Origin of the sequence: Planococcus sp. YIM B11945, from assembly GCF_050864155.1 — a bacterium.
GTDB lineage: Bacteria > Bacillota > Bacilli > Bacillales_A > Planococcaceae > Planococcus.
Map to the genome: position 1 here is coordinate 352503 of NZ_JBOZWR010000007.1, position 18919 is coordinate 371421.

20 protein-coding genes, 1 tRNA gene and 2 rRNA genes are annotated in these 18919 nt (G+C 43.7%); 4 read left to right on the forward strand and 19 right to left on the reverse strand.

What is annotated here, in order from left to right; translation table 11 throughout:
* Window positions 1-110: 110 nt before the first annotated feature.
* Window positions 111-617, reverse strand: coding sequence for a DUF1456 family protein (locus ACRRQV_RS15185; protein ID WP_432532369.1), 507 nt, complete (start codon window positions 615-617; stop codon window positions 111-113).
* Window positions 618-844: 227 nt separating this feature from the next.
* Here ACRRQV_RS15185 and ACRRQV_RS15190 point away from each other — a divergent pair, with 227 nt between their 5' ends.
* Window positions 845-1786 carry an alpha/beta hydrolase gene (locus ACRRQV_RS15190; protein ID WP_432532371.1) on the forward strand — a complete coding sequence of 314 codons (942 nt, stop codon included), beginning with the start codon at window positions 845-847 and terminating at the stop codon, window positions 1784-1786.
* Window positions 1787-2060: 274 nt separating this feature from the next.
* Window positions 2061-2363: an iron-sulfur cluster assembly accessory protein gene (locus ACRRQV_RS15195; protein WP_432532373.1), complete on the forward strand. Its 303-nt coding sequence runs from the start codon at window positions 2061-2063 to the stop codon at window positions 2361-2363.
* Window positions 2364-2469: 106 nt separating this feature from the next.
* Here the strand turns inward: ACRRQV_RS15195 and ACRRQV_RS15200 are convergent, their stop codons facing one another.
* The 10 genes from ACRRQV_RS15200 to ACRRQV_RS15245 form a co-directional block, all read right to left on the reverse strand.
* On the reverse strand, window positions 2470-2685 hold the full coding sequence (locus tag ACRRQV_RS15200) for a hypothetical protein (RefSeq protein ID WP_432532375.1): 216 nt from the start codon (window positions 2683-2685) through the stop codon (window positions 2470-2472).
* Window positions 2686-2925: 240 nt separating this feature from the next.
* Window positions 2926-3402: a DinB family protein gene (locus ACRRQV_RS15205; RefSeq protein ID WP_432532377.1), complete on the reverse strand. Its 477-nt coding sequence runs from the start codon at window positions 3400-3402 to the stop codon at window positions 2926-2928.
* Between the two features lie 26 nt (window positions 3403-3428).
* On the reverse strand, window positions 3429-4172 hold the full coding sequence (locus ACRRQV_RS15210) for an aquaporin (protein WP_432532379.1): 744 nt from the start codon (window positions 4170-4172) through the stop codon (window positions 3429-3431).
* A gap of 459 nt (window positions 4173-4631) precedes the next feature.
* Entirely contained in the window at window positions 4632-5606 is a 975-nt protein-coding gene (locus ACRRQV_RS15215; RefSeq protein ID WP_432532381.1) for a tRNA dihydrouridine synthase, read from the reverse strand.
* Window positions 5607-5896: 290 nt separating this feature from the next.
* Window positions 5897-6742 (reverse strand): DegV family protein, encoded by an 846-nt coding sequence (locus ACRRQV_RS15220; protein WP_432532383.1) that lies wholly within the window; start codon window positions 6740-6742, stop codon window positions 5897-5899.
* 358 nt (window positions 6743-7100) lie between these two features.
* Window positions 7101-8042, reverse strand: coding sequence for a sensor domain-containing diguanylate cyclase (locus ACRRQV_RS15225; RefSeq protein ID WP_432532385.1), 942 nt, complete (start codon window positions 8040-8042; stop codon window positions 7101-7103).
* Window positions 8043-8456: 414 nt separating this feature from the next.
* Window positions 8457-9320 (reverse strand): metal-dependent hydrolase, encoded by an 864-nt coding sequence (locus ACRRQV_RS15230; protein WP_432532387.1) that lies wholly within the window; start codon window positions 9318-9320, stop codon window positions 8457-8459.
* Window positions 9321-9445: 125 nt separating this feature from the next.
* Window positions 9446-11077 carry a chaperonin GroEL gene (gene groL, locus ACRRQV_RS15235; RefSeq protein ID WP_432532389.1) on the reverse strand — a complete coding sequence of 544 codons (1632 nt, stop codon included), beginning with the start codon at window positions 11075-11077 and terminating at the stop codon, window positions 9446-9448.
* A 33-nt stretch (window positions 11078-11110) separates the two neighbouring features.
* Entirely contained in the window at window positions 11111-11395 is a 285-nt protein-coding gene (gene groES, locus ACRRQV_RS15240; RefSeq protein ID WP_432532391.1) for a co-chaperone GroES, read from the reverse strand.
* Window positions 11396-11654: 259 nt separating this feature from the next.
* A complete protein-coding gene (locus ACRRQV_RS15245) occupies window positions 11655-11798 on the reverse strand; it encodes a hypothetical protein (RefSeq protein WP_432532393.1) in 144 nt (47 codons plus the stop codon).
* 53 nt (window positions 11799-11851) lie between these two features.
* Between ACRRQV_RS15245 and ACRRQV_RS15250 the strand changes: the two genes are divergently transcribed.
* Window positions 11852-12646, forward strand: coding sequence for a CPBP family intramembrane glutamic endopeptidase (locus ACRRQV_RS15250; protein ID WP_432532395.1), 795 nt, complete (start codon window positions 11852-11854; stop codon window positions 12644-12646).
* Window positions 12647-12677: 31 nt separating this feature from the next.
* On the opposite strand, the gene ACRRQV_RS15255 is transcribed toward ACRRQV_RS15250, so the two are convergent.
* On the reverse strand, window positions 12678-13310 hold the full coding sequence (locus tag ACRRQV_RS15255; protein ID WP_432532397.1) for a redox-sensing transcriptional repressor Rex: 633 nt from the start codon (window positions 13308-13310) through the stop codon (window positions 12678-12680).
* Between the two features lie 131 nt (window positions 13311-13441).
* On the opposite strand from ACRRQV_RS15255, the gene ACRRQV_RS15260 reads away from it, so the two are divergent.
* A complete protein-coding gene (locus ACRRQV_RS15260; protein ID WP_432532399.1) occupies window positions 13442-15376 on the forward strand; it encodes an ABC-F family ATP-binding cassette domain-containing protein in 1935 nt (644 codons plus the stop codon).
* A gap of 381 nt (window positions 15377-15757) precedes the next feature.
* On the opposite strand, the gene tsaD is transcribed toward ACRRQV_RS15260, so the two are convergent.
* From tsaD to ACRRQV_RS15295, 7 genes are all read right to left on the reverse strand, one after another.
* Window positions 15758-16774, reverse strand: a complete 1017-nt coding sequence (tsaD, locus tag ACRRQV_RS15265; protein ID WP_432532401.1) for a tRNA (adenosine(37)-N6)-threonylcarbamoyltransferase complex transferase subunit TsaD — start codon at window positions 16772-16774, stop codon at window positions 15758-15760.
* Window positions 16767-17222, reverse strand: a complete 456-nt coding sequence (rimI, locus tag ACRRQV_RS15270) for a ribosomal protein S18-alanine N-acetyltransferase (protein WP_432532403.1) — start codon at window positions 17220-17222, stop codon at window positions 16767-16769. The genes tsaD and rimI overlap by 8 nt, the downstream gene beginning before the upstream one ends.
* Window positions 17219-17914 (reverse strand): tRNA (adenosine(37)-N6)-threonylcarbamoyltransferase complex dimerization subunit type 1 TsaB, encoded by a 696-nt coding sequence (gene tsaB / locus ACRRQV_RS15275; RefSeq protein ID WP_432532405.1) that lies wholly within the window; start codon window positions 17912-17914, stop codon window positions 17219-17221. The genes rimI and tsaB overlap by 4 nt, the downstream gene beginning before the upstream one ends.
* Entirely contained in the window at window positions 17911-18363 is a 453-nt protein-coding gene (tsaE, locus tag ACRRQV_RS15280; protein WP_432532407.1) for a tRNA (adenosine(37)-N6)-threonylcarbamoyltransferase complex ATPase subunit type 1 TsaE, read from the reverse strand. Before tsaE ends, tsaB begins: the two co-directional genes overlap by 4 nt.
* Before the next feature lie 157 nt (window positions 18364-18520).
* A tRNA-Asp gene (locus ACRRQV_RS15285) sits at window positions 18521-18593 on the reverse strand.
* 12 nt (window positions 18594-18605) lie between these two features.
* A 5S ribosomal RNA gene (gene rrf / locus ACRRQV_RS15290) occupies window positions 18606-18721 on the reverse strand.
* A 79-nt stretch (window positions 18722-18800) separates the two neighbouring features.
* Window positions 18801-18919, reverse strand: a 23S ribosomal RNA gene (locus ACRRQV_RS15295); the annotation flags it as partial.

The following is an 18919-nucleotide window of genomic DNA, read 5'->3' on the forward strand; positions in this document are numbered from 1 at the left end:
TCGTGAGCTGCTCTCTTTTTCTGTTTACTGTCCGGAATTGGTGAAATACTATCCGCATTTGCAAAAATACTGGCCATAGTAATTCATGCTGCATTCACTTGAATTTTTATTTATTTCCGGTACTTAATTGCCAAACCCTTCAAGAAATTCCGTGCATACCGGTCGCCGGTTACGCTGTAGTTCTTGTGTCCTTGCTTGCGCAGCATGGCACTCATCTCGCTTTTCGTCACGGTGACGCCAGCCAGCTGCAAAATCTCCAGCATGTCCTCGCTCGTCAACTGCAGCGCAATTTTCACTTTTTTCAACAGCAGGTTTTTAGACGGTTCGTTCGTCAGCGGCGGCGTTGCCGGCTGTCCTTCTTGGCGGCCTCGTTTGAAAACAATCAAGCCGTTCAAAAACGATTCAAACATTGCGTTGTCAGCTTTGATGTGGCCTTCGTTTTCCGGCGCTTCCCAAATGCCATCTGCTTCGTCATCGCTCTCGGGTGATTTCGTCAACACCTTCAGCACTTCTTCTTTTGTCAGCTCGATGCCGCCGAGTTTAAAAATTTCGACCATGTCGTTATTTTTTATGTCCAAGGCGTATCGGAGCCTGATTAATAAATCGTTGTTATCCATTAGTATCCTCCTGTAAAACTAAATTCAATTGGGCCACGTTTGTTTATCCACCCCTAATAATAGCATATTTGGAGTTGTTCTTCTTGCTGAGTTTGCTGCGCTTCCCCTTACTTTAAACCTTAAAATTTTTGAATATTTAAAATATATATTGACTTAAACAAGTAGAGAGGCTTATATTTTTATTGTATTGTTTTCCCGCACTTAAACATGAATGAGGGGGATTTCTTATGGAAGAAAAAGTACATCCGGATTTAAAAGACATGTTTTCGGTTCTGCCAGCTTCGCCTATCACCCCTGAAAGTCTAGCCATTATTCGAAGTACAATGAACGAAGTGCTTCTGTCCAATCCCCAACATCACGAAGCTGTTTCTACACACGATAAATTGATTCCCGGTCCGCCCGGAGATCCTGAAGTCCGCATCAAAATTTACGAGCCGGTTGATAAACACCAGCAGCTGCCTGGATTGTTGTGGATCCACGGCGGCGGTTATTTGATTGGCATCCCAGAAATGGATGACGGCTTATGCCAGCGTTTTGTAACGGAAGCCAATTGTGTGGTTGTTTCTGTCGATTATCGCTTAGCACCTGAAACAACATTCCCGGGACCCGTCGAAGATTGTTATGCCGCTTTGAAATGGTTTGCGGAACATGCGGATAGTTTAGGCGTTGATGCTTCCCGCATCGCGGTAGCTGGAGCCAGTGCCGGCGGTGGATTGACCGCTTCTGTTTCCTTGCTGGCCAGAGACCGGAACGGCCCTGCAATTTCGTTTCAAATGCCGCTTTATCCAATGATCGACGACCGCATCATGACAAAATCCAGTCAAGAAATTTCCGATGAACGCGTTTGGAACAAAGAAAAGAATATCCACGGTTGGTCAGCGTATCTCGGGGACAGTTATGGAGGCGAGGTTTCTCCTTTTGCTGCCCCAGCTCGCGCTGAAACGTTCGAGGGCCTGCCGCCAACTTATACATGCGTCGGCGATTTGGACCCGTTTCGAGACGAAACCTTGGAATACGTAACCAAACTTTCCCAAGCCGGTGTCCCGACGGAGTTTCATCTTTACCCCGGCTGTTTCCACGGCTTTGATATGCTGGCACCCAATGCTGCAATTAGCCAAACTGCAGCTACGCAGTATGTTGATGCATTGAGACGGGCTTTTAAAAAATAGAAACCGGCCGCCTCTCCCCTTTAAAAAGGATAGGCGGCCAATTTTGTTAAGTCGTTTCACTTTCTCCAAATCTTCTGCTGAAACTAAAGCCACTTGATTTGCACCTGCAGCGACTCGCCAACTCTTCTTCCCTGAAAATACGAGCCTTGTTCTTTTAAGTGTTTCTATACATTTAACCAGGTGGGTTGCGTTATAATTAGACTCATTGAAACAAGTTATCTGGCAGATTAGGATGGCCAAACTAAAAACTTTTATCAGAAAGGTCGTTTTCTATATGAAATGCACAATAAACAAAATGGCGGCAAAAGTCATTAACGAAGTTCTTGCTTCAGAACAAGGCCAAGGAAAAATGCTGCGGATTGCAGTCACCCACAAACATGCGGATCATGCTCATTATGGGTTAGGATTGGACGTTAAAGGAGAACATGACGAAGTGGTTCAGACCGAAAGCGGCATTCCTGTGCTTCTCGATTCCAGAGAAGAGCTTCTTGACGGGGTTTCTGTGCAATACATGACTGTTCCAAACGAGGGATTTATCATTACGAATAAGGCCAAGGGAAATGACGGTTCTCATTAATCAAGCTCGTCTTAATAATAGTCATTGAACAACTTTGCATTCCTATCACGATATAAACTAAAACAGCACCGATTCCGTTGAAAGGAAATCGGTGCTGTTTTAATTATTAGACGCCGCGTGGTTCTTTCGGCGGCTGGCAAACGTCGCATTTGCGCTGGTTGTTCTTGTTGAACTTCGTGAAGGTCTTTTCAAAGTTGTTGCCGCATGAACATTTGAACAGCAGCTTTTGCGAAAATCCGTGATATTCCGTTGAAAGCAATTTGCTGTCCGAATTCTTCTCTACAAATTCCCTGATTTTATCGATCGTCCATCGTTTATTCATTCTGTTGCACCTCTATCGTTTATTGGTAGGCGGAGGCAGTTGCGTCCGTTCAATTATGAGCAAAGTCGTAATCATCCTAAGTTCCTTATTATAACACGGGATGGCATGGAATTAGAAACTTAATCGCACTCTGCGGGAGACCAAGTTTAGGCAATCAAAAAAGCGTCGACTCTCAAAAAGAGAAGAGCGCTTTATTTTAGAATCGGTTCTCGTGAACCCTTTAGTTTGCATAAGGCTCACTTAATTTTCAAATAGCCCTCTTCCAATTAAATTCGCAGTCACCGGTTTTCTGCCTAATTCTCTCGACCATACAGATAACTGGCCAATGTGATGGATTTCATGAGCAATCACGTGGCGCAAAATTTCACCATGGGTAAACTTTGTTGTCTGTCCGTTCTCTCGAATCTCAGTGACTGTATGATTCTCCATCTCATTCGACCAGCCATCCAGAAATGCTTTTACTTCAACATGAAAAGCATCAGATAAGGCCTTTACTTGTTCAAGGCTTTGATAATTGCTAAAGGGTTCTTCGAATTCCGGTTTGTCTTGAAGAAAATTAATCCAACTGTATTCCACATCCACAATATGAAAAAGATTATGCAGAATACTTCCAAGCCCCCCAGTTCGTTGCCGAAGCAATTCCTCGCTTGGCAATTGCTCACACCAAGTAAACCAGTCTTCTCTGACATTCCAGTTATAGCGAAACAAAGTGATCATGAGCTCCACCCCTTAAAGTTTATTCTTTAGTTTCCAGCTCCATCGATTCCAGACTCACCAGCTACTTCAATTCCGGTTTCTTCTTTTACAGTAAAGAATGATTTAAAAATAAGGGCTGCAAGAGCTGCTCCAACAAGAGGCGCAGCAATGAATACCCACACTTGAACCAGTGCATCGCCGCCAGCAAAAACAGCTGGAGCTAGGCTTCTTGCCGGATTTACGGAAGTGCCAGTCAACGGGATGCCAATGATATGTACGAGTGTCAGAGTCAACCCAATCACAATTCCTGCCATATGAGAAGTTGACTTGCTTGAAGTCACTCCCAGAATGGCCAATACGAAGATAAAGGTAAGAACGACTTCGACGATAAGAGCACCTGTCAGATTTAACCCTACCGCACTTAACTCTCCATATCCGTTTGCGCCATACCCTTCCAAACTTGTAGAACTTGAATTGACCAAAGCAAGGAGAGAGCTTGCCGCGAATGCCCCTACTAATTGCGCAATTACATACCCGCCAAATTCTTTAACCGTTATATTTCCCGAAATCAACACGGCGAGCGAAACTGCAGGGTTTACGTGGCACCCCGAAATATGGCCGATGGCATAAGCACCCGCCACAATTGAAAGACCAAAGGCGAATGCAATGGCAAGAACCCCAAGAAATCCTGTGTCCGTCCCGCCTGTGTAGCCGCCCAAAACAACTGCTGAGCCCGTACCCACGAATACCAAAATAAAAGTACCTATAAATTCCGCCACATACTTTTTCATCCCAAACACCCTTTCCCTAAATCAATCCCTAAACTATTTCACTTTAGCTTATTGCCTGAGATGCGAAGTGCCTAGCTTTCAATTAAGACGAGTGATGAAATTCGGAAATTAGTTAAAAAGATTGTATCATACCTATTCCTCATCCCGTTTTTATTTTTTAAATATTCTTTCAAAAAAAATTTAATCATTGATTTTGCTATTTAATGATTAAAAAAGACCCATCAACAATTCATTGAATTGTTAACGGGTCTTCATAATTTGATGAAAGTTGTTCCAACTTTAGTAAATTAAACGATTGGAGTTTTTCCCACCCTACCGTCCTGCGTGTGCTGTTTTTAGGATGTGGCGTCGATTGCTATAGCCTTCAACAACATTGCCGCAGCTGAAGCTGGGTTTTATAACACTATTTCTGGTGAAATGAAAAATGAGATTTTATTAATTAATTCCTAAAATTCAATTTCAGCAAACTGGTATTTTTTGTTCAAACTCACGAAGCAAAGCCCGCACTTCATCGGTCGATTCGGCCTTCAGCAATTGCGTTTTCAATTCATCGGCATCCGGAATTTCGCTGACGTAAATCTTGAAGAAGCGGCGCAGCGGTCTAAACGGCAGCGGTTCTTCTTCTGTCGAGTACTGGTCATGCAGATCCAGCTGCAGTTTCAACAAATCAAGGAATTCCTGAGTACCGTGCTCCCTCGGCTCTTTTTCGAAAGCAAACGGATTGTGGAAAATCCCCCGCCCGATCATGACGCCGTCGATGCCGTATTTCTCGGCAAGCTCCATGCCTGTTTGGTAATCCGGAATATCGCCGTTGATCGTAAGCAGCGTGTCCGGCGCCACTTTATCGCGCAATGCTTTGATTTCCGGAATCAATTCCCAATGCGCCGGCACAGCGCTCATTTCTTTTTTGGTGCGCAAATGAATCGTCAAATTGGCAACGTCCTGCTCCAAGACATGGGTCAGCCAGCCTCTCCACTCGTCCACATCAGTATATCCGAGACGCGTCTTCACGCTGACCGGCAATCCGCCTGCTTTTGCGGCTTGAATCACTTCCGCTGCGTTATCCAGAAAACGGATCATGCCGCTGCCTTTTCCTTTGCCAGCGACGTTTGCCACCGGACAGCCCATATTGATATCGATTCCTTTAAAGCCGCGCTTCGCCATCCCGATGCTCATTTCCCGGAACTGCTCGGGAATATTCCCCCATATATGCGCAACAATCGGCTGTTCATCTTCGGTAAACGTCAAACGCCCTTCTTCACTGAAAACCCCGTCCGGATTGCAGTAGCTTTCCGTGTTCGTGAACTCGGTAAAAAACACATCCGGCCGCGCCGCTTTCGCCACCACTTTCCGAAAAACCACATTCGTGACTTCTTCCATCGGCGCCAAAACAAAAAACGGCCGCGGCAAATCACGCCAAAAATTTTCTTTCATCTTCAACTTCCAATCCTTTCATTGCAGGATGGAAGGCAAGCCCTTCATCCAAAAAATTCTTCATGCGTCTATGCTGAAAATACAAAATATCATCTATAGTTATTGCGTCATCTCATTTTTCTTAACCTTGTATAGTTTACATTAGACACGCGTTCCGGGAAAGTAGTTGATACTTTTCTTAATTCCATCAAAATTCTGCATCCGAATCTTTATAAAATTTATTTAGTATATGAATGTACAATACTTCTTCTACCTATCAAGCTTTTTCTCTTTAAATTAAGAATGAGAAATTAGTAAGCAACCCAGCTTAATCCCGTAGTTCCTTCACCCGCGTGCACACCTACACAAACACTAAGTGGAGCCACTTGAACTTTTAACACAGGAAACTCCTGCAAGAGCTCGTTTTTCCAAATTTCTGCATCAGCTGCATTATTGCAATGAATTACTGCAACTTCTGATACACTGCCTGCAGCCATAGCGGTGCGCAGTGCAGAAACTACCTGGTTTTTTGCCCGCTTATTTGATCGGACTTTCTCTTTCATGACCGTCTTGCCATCTTCAAACGTAATGACCAATTTGATATTCAATACATTGCTCAAAAATGTCTGTGTTCCGGAAACACGCCCACTTTTATGCAGCTGGTTTAAACTTGATGGAATAAAGAATAAATGGGATTTAGTCGCCATTTCATTAAGCTTTGCCACAACTTCTTCTACTCTTTTGCCTTCTGACAACAGCTCAATGCCGGCTTCAATCATTTTAACCATTGGAAAAGAACCGATTTTTGAATCAATTGTATACACGTTGAAGTCGGTCATCTTCGCAGCCGCCTGTGCGCTTTCAAATGTACCCGAAAGGCTGCTTGATAAGTGTAAAGCAATTGCAAGATCGTATCCTTCACGCTGCAGTTTTTCATATAAGGAAACCATCTCTCCAAGTGCAGGCTGCGAGGTTTTGGGGGAGACTTTTGCTACGCGTAATTTATCATAAAATTGTTCCTGGGTAAGATCGCTCGACTCTCTATAGACTCCATCCGGAAAAACCACACTAAGAGGCAGAACGTACACATCATGCTGTTGAATGAACGCTTCATCTAGTTGGGCAGCTGTGTCCGTAATCCAAGCTATTTTCATCATAAAAATTCTCCTTTAAATGCCACTCCATAGGGAAAGCAGCTCTCTTCTATGGAATAATTTACAGGACAAATAAATAGGCTCACAGTGACAGCTGTCATATACAGAAGTAGTTTTAATTCAACTGTCATAATTTGAACTTAAATTTTCATCTTCAATAGTTGAAAAAACGCAAAAGACCGTTAATCCAATGAAGGATTAATGGTCTTTTTTACTGTTTCTTTAAATAGCTAATTGTAAAGGTGACGATGATTTTATTCAAAAAATCATCACTTTTTTCAAACAACGATTGCAAATACTGCCGCTTAATTATTTAGAAGTTTGAGAATCGATCACAGAATCTATCATTTAGAACAGCCGCTTAAAAGAATTTATACGTGTTCTTTCCAGCTGTTTTTGCCCGGTATAAGGCCTCATCCGCATTTTTAAGAATGGTGTTTAAATCAGTATTGCTCCCGCCAGAATAAGAGGCAATGCCGATGCTTGTGGAGAGTTGATACTGGGCATGCCATGTACTTAAACGGCCGAGTACATGTTCCGCTCGCTCATTCATTTCCTCTTGGCTCAGTATGTATGGGAAATGCACGATAAATTCATCTCCGCCTAACCGGACCGCAAAGGCATCCTCGTACTCTGCTGCAAATTTTTCAAGCTTAGACGCGACTTCTTTTAACACCAGGTCCCCGGTATCGTGACCGTGTATATCGTTGACCTTTTTAAATCCATCCAAATCAAGAAAGAATACCACTCCCCCGGATTCAGAATGGTCTTCAAAAAATCTGGAAAGGTAATGCCTGTTGTATAGTCCCGTCAACGAATCACGAGAGGCAAAGCGCTCCAGAACCAAATAATAAGAAAACATCCTGACTATTCTTTGAAGCAAGGTGATGCTCTTCTTATCAAATTGGCTTTGTTCATGATGCACCGCACATAATGTCCCGAACCGCTCTCCATTAATAAAAGAAATAGGAATGCCCAAATACGACTTAGCATTAATACTCTCAAGTGTATTTCTTAATTCCGACGGACAAGTTTGTTCCCTAATGTCTTCATAGACTAATGGTTGTTTGCTTTCAAAATCAATCCGATCACAAACCGTGTCGCTAAGGTTAATCGCCATTCCTTCCGTCAAGAGAATACTTGTATCATGATTTGAAAGCTTTAAGACAATTTGTTGGGTATCGCTGAAAGAAGTTAAATAAATCAATTGATCCGGCAAAATTTCTTTTGCAAGATCCAGCACATCTCTAGCCAGCTCATCAAAATTTTTATACATTTGCAACTCTTGTAACGTGATCGCCATAAAGCACCTCAATTATTATCGTAATTTGTTTCAATTGGTTGATCGAATCATTAAGCAAACTACGTATACTTTAAATACAACATGCGTAAACATAGTTTAACCGCTTACATTTAAGTACATCGTTTTACTATATTCTTACATAACAACTAGGAATCGCCCAATAATTTGATTATATTTTGAGCGCCAGTTATTAAGTAAGACTCTTCGACTAAATTGTCTAATAGTACAAGTGTATCATTTTCCATGGTACATAAAAACAGCCTATCGCAAAAACAAAAAGAACTTTAATCCCATTATCTTAGGATTTAAGAGTTCTCTTTAGTGGTTAGTATTCCAGTTATAGACTGATTTTATATAGTGCAGTTTATGAATGACTTGAGGAATAGAACCTTCATTAAGTGATCCTATTTGCTTTTACCTCTCAATATATTCAAATAGAAACGACTGTCCATTCTGGTAAAAACGCGGGTCATATACCCCGAGCCTCTTACCGTCATCCACTATCACCACAAAAGGAGACCATTCGTAGAGTGTTTTTGCTTCAGGGCGCTGGGAGAATAAATAATCGAGATCCGCTTCTTGATTAGACCTTAAAACATATTTTTCTTTTTCTTCCTGAAACAGATTATCCTGAAAAATAGTCACCGTATCATCTTGTTTCGCAACGACTGAATACGTCCAAGGGATGAAACCGGCAGAGAGCGCGACCTGGTCGTATTTTTCATCGTATTGGTTGTAAATGAGTAACCCTTGAACGCTTTGAATCATAAGATGCAGACACATAAACACCCAAGCCATTTTGAAATAGTAAGGCGACTTTTGCTTGTTCTTTTTCGACAACACAAAAGCGGCCCCCATAATGATCCAGAAGACAATATCAACAATGGGAATGGTTCCGAAGGTAATGCGCGTATTTAAAAAAGGTTCCAGATAGCCCGTTCCCCAGGCATTAAACAAATCACTCGTATCGTGAATAACGACAGCGAGCCATCCCAGTAAAAACAGCTTTTTATCTTTCACTTTAAAAATAGCCATGCAAATAAAAAAGAGCAAAGCTGCCCATAGCGGCGTCAGGAAAATAGAATGTGTGATACCCCGATGCCACATCTGGTATTGACCTGCCGTATCCCACAAACGGGAAATCACATCGATATCGGGAACCAGGCTCGCCCCTACCGCCGTCGCCAAATAAGCGCGCTTGTGATTTTTATCCATCTCTTTTTTATCCACCGCTCCGTATAGTGTCAGCCCAAATAAGGTATGCGTTATGGTATCCAAATTGCTGCCTCCAATATATTGTTATCTTTGTATGAATGAATTGTACTACAATCAGGCAATAAGAGAACGCAAAAAGCGCCAACTCCCGGTAAAGGAGTTGGCGCTTTTAAATTTTGGAGAGTGGCTTACATCATGCCGCCCATACCGCCCATATCAGGCATTCCGCCCATTGGTGCTGCTGGTTCTGGAATATCTGCAACTACTGCTTCAGTCGTCAAGAACATGGCCGCTACAGAAGCTGCGTTTTGAAGTGCTGAACGCGTTACTTTCGTTGGGTCAACGATTCCTTCAGTCAGCATGTTCACCCATTCGCCGTTTGCAGCGTTAAAGCCGATTCCAGCTTCTTCTGATTTCAAACGGTGAACGATAATTGAGCCTTCAAGGCCAGCGTTCGTTGCGATTTGGCGAACCGGTTCTTCCAAAGCACGAAGAACGATGCGTACGCCTGTTGCAACGTCGCCCGATTCTGTTTCAAGAAGTTCAGCCACACGGTTGTAGACGTTTGCAAGCGCCGTACCACCGCCCGCAACGATTCCTTCTTCTACTGCTGCGCGAGTTGAGTTCAACGCGTCTTCGATGCGAAGTTTGCGCTCTTTCAATTCGGTTTCAGTAGCCGCTCCAACTTTGATTACTGCAACGCCGCCAGCTAATTTCGCTAAGCGCTCTTGCAATTTTTCTTTGTCGAATTCAGAAGCGGATTCTTCAAATTGGCTGCGGATTTGAGATACGCGTGCAACGATTTTTTCAGTATCGCCAGCGCCTTCTACGATCGTTGTGTTTTCTTTTGAAACGACAACTTTGCTTGCGCGTCCAAGCTGCATAATGTTTGTTGATTTAAGATCAAGTCCAATTTCTTCTGTGATAACTTCAGCGCCAGTTAACGTTGCGATGTCTTCAAGCATCGCTTTGCGGCGGTCGCCGAATCCTGGAGCTTTAACTGCCACAGCATTGAACGTTCCACGGAGTTTATTGACCACAAGTGTAGCAAGTGCTTCCCCTTCAACATCTTCAGCAATGATCAACAACGGTTTGCTTTGTTGAACCACTTGCTCAAGGATTGGAAGGATTTCTTGGATGTTGTTGATTTTCTTGTCAGTCACAAGAATGAATGGGTTATCAAGGACAGCTTCCATTTTCTCGGAATCTGTTACCATGTATGGTGATTGGTAACCGCGGTCAAACTGCATTCCTTCAACAACGTCAAGTTCAGTTGTGAATCCGCGTGATTCTTCCAAAGTGATAACGCCGTCGTTGCCAACGCGCTCCATCGCTTCTGCGATCAATTTGCCTACTTCATTGTCGCCAGAAGAAATCGCTGCAACTTGCGCAATCGATTCTTTGCCTTCGATCGGTTTTGAAATTGCTTGCAGCTCAGTTACAGCTGATGCCACAGCAAGCTCAATCCCGCGACGAATGCCTACTGGGTTTGCCCCAGCAGTTACGTTTTTCAACCCTTCGCGGATCATCGCTTGCGCTAGAACCGTTGCAGTTGTTGTACCGTCACCTGCGATGTCGTTTGTTTTTGAAGCCACTTCTGCCACAAGTCTCGCTCCCATGTTTTCAAAAGCATTCTCAAGTTCGATTTCTTTCGCGATTGTCACACCATCATTAGTAATCAACGGCGAACCGAATTTTTTATCAAGAACCACGTTGCGCCCTTTTGGCCCAAGTGTCACTTTTACTGCATCTGCTAATTTATCTACGCCTTTCAGCATCAAGCTGCGTGCGTCTTCGCTAAACTTAATATCTTTTGCCATTTTTAGCTTCCTCCTAATTCGATTGAGTTATTTTTAGCCTAAAATTGCTAGGATGTCGTTTTCACGTAAAATTAAGTATTCGTTGCCTTCGTATTTTAATTCAGTGCCTGCGTATTTCGAGAAGATGATGCGGTCGCCTGCTTGGACGTCCAATTCAGTGCGCTGTCCGTTTTCACGGATAAGTCCATTACCTACAGCGATCACTTTGCCTTCTTGCGGTTTTTCCTGAGCCGATCCTGGCAACACGATGCCGCTTGAAGTTTTTTCTTCCGCTTCGATGAGTTCAATAATTACACGATCTCCTAATGGTCTCAACAATTGAAACACCCTCCTCAAATAAATTAACTAGTCTACATTAGCACTCTCACGTCTTGAGTGCTAACCCAATACTCAGTTTAATAAAAACCGCTCTCTTTTGCAAGCAGGAACATTTACTTTTTTTCAATTGGTGCACAATTTAAATATTAAACTGTCCTTTTCACTGGTCAGATTGCAACACTTATAGAGGGAGAGCCGCCTTCGCTTTTCTTATTGTCCAGTCTCCAGCGGCTAGCCTCTCGAGTCGCTTCGGTCTTGGTTACCATAGTAAATTAGTTGAAACCGCTGCTCCTGTAGCACTGTGTGCTTCGTCGCAAATCGATGGCCCAAATCCTTTGGTCCATCGATTGCTTGTCGAGGCTGAACAGCCGCCTCCGCTTTTCTTAATATCTTTGCGAATCATTTTCGAAAGCTCTACAATAGAAGGAGGAATGGAAAACGAAAGGAATTTGATGAATGAAAACAAAACCTTCGAATGGCAGCGGCCTCTTCTTCAAAAAAGACGGACAACGAAAACCGAAACGTTCCGCAAAGCGCACACCGTTTTACGTTTTGCTAATTTATATCGCCGCGCAATTGTCGCCTATTTTAGCCGTAGTTCCCACTTATAATTACTTCCTTGGCCAAGGAATGGATTCAGAAACTGCTCAATTGGCGACTTCCGGCTGGCTGGTCGTGATTTCCATGATGATTGGGTTCTTTTTCATCATGCTCCTCATAGCGAGAGACAAAAAATTCTTTGATATTTGGAAAGGCAAGAAATCCTCAATTTGGGCAGCTATTGGCTGGGGCTTTATCGGCTTTCTTCTTTTATTGGTTGGGCAATTAATTGCAGCAAATATTGAAATTGCCATTGGCATAGAGCCTGGTTCTGAAAACACGCAAAACCTTGTGACTATGGCAGAAGTCGTTCCTGCACTTCTTCTGTTTGTTGTCTTAATCGGTCCGATATTAGAAGAACTGGTTTTCCGGCGCGTAATTTTCGGCTCCCTAAACCAAACGACTAATTTCTTTATCGCAACCGTGCTCAGCGCCCTAGTGTTCGCTCTTGTGCACATGGAATTTTGGCACCTATTGATGTATTTTACAACTGGCTTGATTCTTGCGTTTCTTTACCAAAAGACAAAACGCATCATTACGTCGATCATCGCGCATGTTTTATTGAACGGCTATGTTATGGTTTTGCAGTTGAATCAGGAAAAAATCATGGATTTCCTGAAGCGGCTCGAAGAATTGCAAAAGCTGCAATAAAAAAACCTTTCCCATTGCGGGAAAGGTTTTTTCAATTTTGTTTAATTTGGTAGATTAAGGTTTGCAGCTCTACAGATAAATCGATGGTCTGCACGCGAATATGCGCCGGAACCGAAATCCGAACAGGCGTGAAATTTAAGATCCCTTTGATGTTTGTGTGTGCCAAGCGGTCTGTCACTTCTTGCGCTGAACGGGATGGAACGGTCAAAATGACCAATTCAATGCCATATTCTTTGATTTTTTCTTCAATTTTATCGGGATGGTACGTGTCGATGCCGCTAATTTGTTCTCCTTCTTGCGGGCTGTTGGAATCAAATGCAACGGTAATTTTCGTGTTGTGGTTTCTGTGGAAGTTGTATTTCAAAAAAGCGCTTCCCAATCCCCCGACACCGATCAACGCAACATTCGTCGCTTCGTCCTGGTCCAAGGTCTTTCTAAAAAAAGCGAGAAGCTCCTGCACGTCGTATCCATATCCTTTTTTTCCAAAGGCACCTAAATGGGAAAAATCCCGCCGAATCGTTGCTGAATCAATTTTCATAGCGTCGCTCAGCTCTTGCGAAGAAATTCGTTTTTGCCCGGCGTTCGCGAAGTTTTGAAGGAAACGGTAATAGAGCGGAAGTCTTTTTGTGGTGGCTAGAGGAATTTTTGCTGCTTCTTGTAACATCGCTTTCGCACCCTCCTGAGCTCGTGTTAAATCGATTCCATCTTACATTAGGAAAGCCGATATGTAAAGGCACGGCTAATTGCGAACCGGCCGCGCATCGGCTACACTGATATAGAATAGAGGTGACCTATATGATTGTATTGCAAGTAAACCAAGTCCATAAATCGTTCGGAGCCGATGAAATTCTCTCCGGCGTAAAATTGGAAGTCCAGCACCGCGACCGGGTGGCATTAGTCGGACGCAATGGCGCAGGCAAATCCACATTATTGAAAATCATTTCCGGTGAAATGTCGTATGACAGCGGCGATATCATCATGCCGAAAGACTTGACTGTCGGTTATTTGGAACAGCAATCCGCGTTTGAATCCACTGCTACGATATGGGACGAAATGATGTCGATTTTCGTTCATTTTCGTGAACAAGAAAACAAACTTCGTGAGCTGGAACAGCAAATGGCTGATCCCGCCGTTTATAATGACGCCGCTTTATACGAAAAAGTTCTGAAAGAGTACGACCTCCTTCAAATTCATTTCAAAGATTCGGGCGGTTACCAGTTTGAAGCAGACACCCGTGCGATCTTGCATGGCATGAAGTTCTACCCGGAAGATTACGGCAAGCCGATTGTTTCGTTATCGGGTGGCCAAAAAACGCGTTTATTGCTGGCGAAGCTTCTTCTCAGCAAACCGCAGCTGTTGATTCTCGATGAGCCGACCAATCACTTGGACATTGAAACATTGAGCTGGCTGGAGAATTACTTGAAAAACTACCCAGGCGCGATTTTGATCGTTTCGCATGACCGCTACTTCTTGGATCAAGTCGTGACGATTGTCTATGAAGTTTCCCGCCACCGCGTCAAAAAGTATACCGGCAACTACAGCCGTTACTTGGACGAGAAAGCGAAGCAGTACGAACTCGACCAAAAGCAATTTGAAAAACAGCAAGGTGAAAAAGCCAAGCTTGAAGACTATGTGCAGCGCAATTTGGTGCGTGCTTCCACCACCAAAATGGCGCAAAGCCGAAGAAAAATCTTAGAGAAGACCGACTGGATGGAAGCGCCGGACGGCGATGAAAAATCTGCACGTTTTGGTTTTACGATTGAAAAACAAAGCGGCAATGATGTATTGAACGTCCAGTCGCTTGCAATTGGCTACAGCGCAAACCCGGTATCTGAGAACATTTCCTTTAAACTGTACCGCCAGGAAAGCTTGGCGCTTGTCGGACCGAACGGCGTCGGCAAATCCACACTGCTCAAAACCATTATAAAAGAATTGCCAGCGCTTGCTGGTGATATCCATTACGGAACAGGCATTCAGTTCGGCTATTACGACCAAGAACAAGCCAACCTGAAAGGAAATAAATTGGTGCTGAACGAACTGTGGGACGATTACCCGCACATCAACGAAAAAGACATCCGCAGTGTGCTGGGCCGTTTCTTGTTTTCAGGAGACGATGTCTTAAAGCCACTGTCTTCGCTTTCCGGCGGTGAAAAAGCACGCGTGGCACTGGCAAAGCTGATGATGCAAAAAGCCAATGTCCTTCTTCTGGATGAGCCGACCAACCATTTGGATTTGGACAGCAAAGAAGTTTTGGAAAATGCCTTATTGGATTATCCCGGAACCATTCTGTTCGTCTCCCATGACCGCTACTTCATGAACCGCATTGCCACAAAAGTGGTGGAATTGACAGCTGGCGGCACCACCGATTATTTGGGCGATTATGATTACTACGTGGAAAAGAAACTGGAACTCGAAGAGCTGAAAGCTTTGGATGCGGGAATCACGGCAGCTGTCAGCAAAAGTACACCAACCGTCTCTACTTCTCAAATCGATAAAGAAGCCAAAAAGTTGGAACGCCAGCTAATGCGGCAAGTTGAAGATACAGAACAGGAAATGGAAAAACTGGACGGCGAAATTTCTAAGATTGAAGAATTACTGTGCAAACCGGAAATTTTCCAAGACCACGAACAAGTTCTTCCACTGCAAAGCCAGCTGGAAAAACTAAAAGTAGCCCATGAAGAAAAGACTGACGAATGGCTTGAGTTGCAAGAAAAACTTGAAAATATTTAAAGGGGATCGCATACATTTGTATGCGATTTTTTCTTTCGCTATATATAGGTCAATACCATTTCTCGAAGTTTTTCTTCTCCACAATCTTACCCACAAGAGAAACCTTATTAAAACAACTATCAACAGAGTTTTACACATTATCCACAGATATTCTAAAAGTTATACACAAAGTTTTCCCCTTCCAAGCACACAATATGTAGAAATAGGCCTTTATTCTCTTTAGTTATTAACAAACTATTCACAAATTGTGCATAAGTACAAATGTTCTCTATTGACAGATGGCCCGTTTTTTGTCCTTATTATTCTGCAAAATTAGAAATTGTTTCTTTTCTGGCAATAAAAAAGCTCTTACTGGATTTGATTCCAGTAAGAGCTTTTAAATCACCAAGATGCCATTTCCATGCCTGGGCGGCCGTTCATTGCCATATTGCCGCGAATGCCTTTTTCGAACATCACAGTGCCGGCCGCAGCAATCATGGCCGCGTTGTCAGTACAAAGCGGCAATGGCGGAATAAAGAACGGAATGCCTTTTTTCGCAAATTCGTTTTCCAAAGAATTCCGCAATCCTTTATTCGCTGCAACTCCGCCAGCTGCAATCACTTGGCGTACGTTATATTCTTTAGCAGCGCGCAAGGTTTTGCCAGTAACCACTTCTACGACGCTGTTCTGAAAGCCCGCTGCTACGTCTTCTGGGGGCACTTGTTCACCGCGCTGAGCTGCGTTGTGCATGTAATTCAAAACCGAGGATTTCAAGCCGCTGAAGCTGAAATCGTACGTCCCTTCTTCTAGCCAGACGCGCGGGAATGTCACCGGATTGCTGCTTTCATGAGCGAGGCGGTCGATATGCGGCCCGCCGGGATAGGGCAGATTCAACGTACGCGCCACTTTATCGTACGCTTCCCCTGCTGCGTCGTCCCGTGTTTCTCCGATTACTTTAAAATCGCCGTGTTCTTTCATATAAACCAATTCCGTATGGCCGCCGGAAATCACCAATGCCAAAAGCGGAAATTGCATTTCTTGTTCTAACCGGTTGGCATAAATATGCCCCGCAATGTGATGGACGCCAACAAGCGGCAATTGGTGAGAAAACGCAAAAGCCTTCGCTGCATTCACGCCTACTAGTAACGCCCCTACCAAACCAGGGCCTTCCGTAACTGCGACGGCACTTAATTCGTCTGGTGCCAGATTAGCTTGTTCTAACGCTTCTTGGATCACAATGGTGATTTGTTCAACATGGTGCCGAGAGGCAATTTCAGGCACTACGCCGCCAAAACGCTTATGGCTTTCAATTTGAGAAGCGACCACATTGGAAATGATTTCTGTTCCATTTTTCACGACCGAAGCTGCTGTTTCATCACAACTTGTTTCAATTCCCAATACATATATATCTTTACTCATTAAAATTCACCCACATCACTATAGCATCTTCGTAATTATCGGAGTAATACCGTTTACGGATGCCTCCATTTTGAAATCCTAATTTCCGGTACAAGTTCTGGGCAACATGGTTGCTGACACGCGCTTCAAGCGTCATCAGCTTCGCGCCTTGGTCTTTCGCTACGTCCATCGCTGCTTTCATTAGTTGTTCGCCAAGTTTTTTTCCACGCTCATCCGGATGAATGGCGATATTTGTCACATGGGCTTCATCCAATACGAGCCACATGCCGCAATAACCCACTATGCCTTCTTGCGTCTCTGCAATTACGTAATACGCGTGTTCATTTTCTTCCATTTCGTAATAAAAAGCTTCCTTGGTCCAAGGCAGTGAAAATGACAAAGTTTCGATTTCAAATACCCGATCAATGTCATCTATAGTCATTTTTCTAAACATAGTCTCTTGGTTCATAGTGAGCTTCCTTCTTGGCTCTTGATGTAATTTGCTTCTGCTTCTGTAATTCGGCGGTAATTAGGAGTTGCTTGATGTACTTCCTGAGCATCTGTTTGCTGTGCCAGCCAAATGAGATTGCTCGCTCGCGGCAAACGGTCTTGCGGCTTGCTGAACGAAGCGGCATCCCCCAACACTTCCCGAATCGGTGCTTCATGGATGCTCAAATCAATTCCTGTAAACAAGACGGGTTTATTCAAAGCTTTCACTTTTTCCAGAAATACTTTTAAATCGCTATGCTGGTCGGGAATTACGCTTGCCAATGTCTCACCATCATAGGCTCCTGTAAACACAGTGCCGCGGCGTGCATCCATAATCGGGCAAACCAATCCATCAAAAGAATGGCCGTTGGCAGCGAGCACTTTTAAGCTTGAGACCATATGCAAAGGAATTTTCAGAGACCAAGCCATTGTTTTGGCAATCGTCAAACCAATCCGCACGCCAGTATAAGAACCCGGTCCTTCCGCAACCGCGATATGGGTTAAGTCCTTGGGTGAAATTTTTGCTTTTGTCATCATTTCTTCAATGGCTGGCATTGCAGTTAATGAATGGTTGATTTTTAAATTTGTTGTTTCTTCTATTAATACTGTCTCATTCTCCATGAGCGCTACAGCAAGCGGAGAATTGGACGTGTCAATTCCAAGATAAATCATAATTTAAGCTCCTTGCAAAGAGATTCATAACGCTCGCCAAGTGGATTCAATTCAAAAATCCTTCCATTTTCCGATTGGCGGATGATTTGGATTTCCAATCGTTCTTTTGGCAAGTACTCGAGAATAAATTGAGCCCATTCCACCACAGAAACCGCTTCACCTTCGAACAATTCATCAAAACCTATATCTTCATCGCTATCTTCTAATCGGTAAACGTCCAAATGGTTTAAATCAATGTTTCCTTCATATTGCTTCAAAATAGTGAAAGTTGGGCTGTTGACCGTACGCGTAATGCCAAGTCCTTTCGCTATTCCTTTAGTAAAAGTCGTTTTTCCTGCTCCTAAATCGCCTTCAATCGTCAAAACATCTTGCGGTCGAAGAAAACTAGCAAGGGCTAAAGCAAATTCCTCGGTTTGTTCAGGAGAATCAACGTATTTGGTATATATCATGTTATAAGCCACCTCTATTGAGTCTGTACATAGTTTAGCGAAGTTAAGGAGGTAAATCAAAATATATCAATCCATAAGAATCAGAAGCGCCGATGAAATTATCATTAGCCAAAAAAAATAAACACAGCAGAATCGCTGTGTTTATCGTTAAAAATAACGGTCCCGACCGGGATCGAACCGGCGATCTCCTGCGTGACAGGCAGGCATGTTAACCGCTACACCACGGGACCAAAAAAAAAACAGACCAGCGACGTCCTACTCTCACAGGGGGAAACCCCCAACTACCATCGGCGCAAAAGAGCTTAACTGCCGTGTTCGGGATGGGAACGGGTGTGGCCTCTTTGCCATCATCACTGGACTCTTTTTTTGAATGAACTTGTTCACTCAAAACTGGATAGCCGACTGCTTGAAACGAAACGCGGGCACGCCTGCCCTTGTTGGTTAAGTCCTCGATCGATTAGTATTCGTCAGCTGCACGCGTCGCCGCGCTTCCACCTCGAACCTATCTACCTCATCGTCTTTGAGGGATCTTACTTGCTTGCGCAATGGGAAATCT

Coding starts and splice junctions, on each gene's coding strand:
- ACRRQV_RS15195 (WP_432532373.1), top strand. CDS start 2,061: ATGAAATGCACAATAAACAAAATGGCGGCAAAAGTCATTAACGAAGTT.
- ACRRQV_RS15260 (WP_432532399.1), top strand. CDS start 13,442: ATGATTGTATTGCAAGTAAACCAAGTCCATAAATCGTTCGGAGCCGAT.
- ACRRQV_RS15245 (WP_432532393.1), bottom strand. CDS start 11,798: ATGATTCGCAAAGATATTAAGAAAAGCGGAGGCGGCTGTTCAGCCTCG.
- ACRRQV_RS15220 (WP_432532383.1), bottom strand. CDS start 6,742: ATGATGAAAATAGCTTGGATTACGGACACAGCTGCCCAACTAGATGAA.
- groL (WP_432532389.1), bottom strand. CDS start 11,077: ATGGCAAAAGATATTAAGTTTAGCGAAGACGCACGCAGCTTGATGCTG.
- tsaD (WP_432532401.1), bottom strand. CDS start 16,774: ATGAGTAAAGATATATATGTATTGGGAATTGAAACAAGTTGTGATGAA.
- rimI (WP_432532403.1), bottom strand. CDS start 17,222: ATGAACCAAGAGACTATGTTTAGAAAAATGACTATAGATGACATTGAT.
- ACRRQV_RS15190 (WP_432532371.1), top strand. CDS start 845: ATGGAAGAAAAAGTACATCCGGATTTAAAAGACATGTTTTCGGTTCTG.
- ACRRQV_RS15255 (WP_432532397.1), bottom strand. CDS start 13,310: ATGTTACAAGAAGCAGCAAAAATTCCTCTAGCCACCACAAAAAGACTT.
- ACRRQV_RS15205 (WP_432532377.1), bottom strand. CDS start 3,402: ATGATCACTTTGTTTCGCTATAACTGGAATGTCAGAGAAGACTGGTTT.
- ACRRQV_RS15215 (WP_432532381.1), bottom strand. CDS start 5,606: ATGAAAGAAAATTTTTGGCGTGATTTGCCGCGGCCGTTTTTTGTTTTG.
- ACRRQV_RS15210 (WP_432532379.1), bottom strand. CDS start 4,172: ATGAAAAAGTATGTGGCGGAATTTATAGGTACTTTTATTTTGGTATTC.
- ACRRQV_RS15225 (WP_432532385.1), bottom strand. CDS start 8,042: ATGGCGATCACGTTACAAGAGTTGCAAATGTATAAAAATTTTGATGAG.
- ACRRQV_RS15250 (WP_432532395.1), top strand. CDS start 11,852: ATGAAAACAAAACCTTCGAATGGCAGCGGCCTCTTCTTCAAAAAAGAC.
- tsaE (WP_432532407.1), bottom strand. CDS start 18,363: ATGATATATACCAAATACGTTGATTCTCCTGAACAAACCGAGGAATTT.
- ACRRQV_RS15200 (WP_432532375.1), bottom strand. CDS start 2,685: ATGAATAAACGATGGACGATCGATAAAATCAGGGAATTTGTAGAGAAG.
- ACRRQV_RS15185 (WP_432532369.1), bottom strand. CDS start 617: ATGGATAACAACGATTTATTAATCAGGCTCCGATACGCCTTGGACATA.
- tsaB (WP_432532405.1), bottom strand. CDS start 17,914: ATGATTTATCTTGGAATTGACACGTCCAATTCTCCGCTTGCTGTAGCG.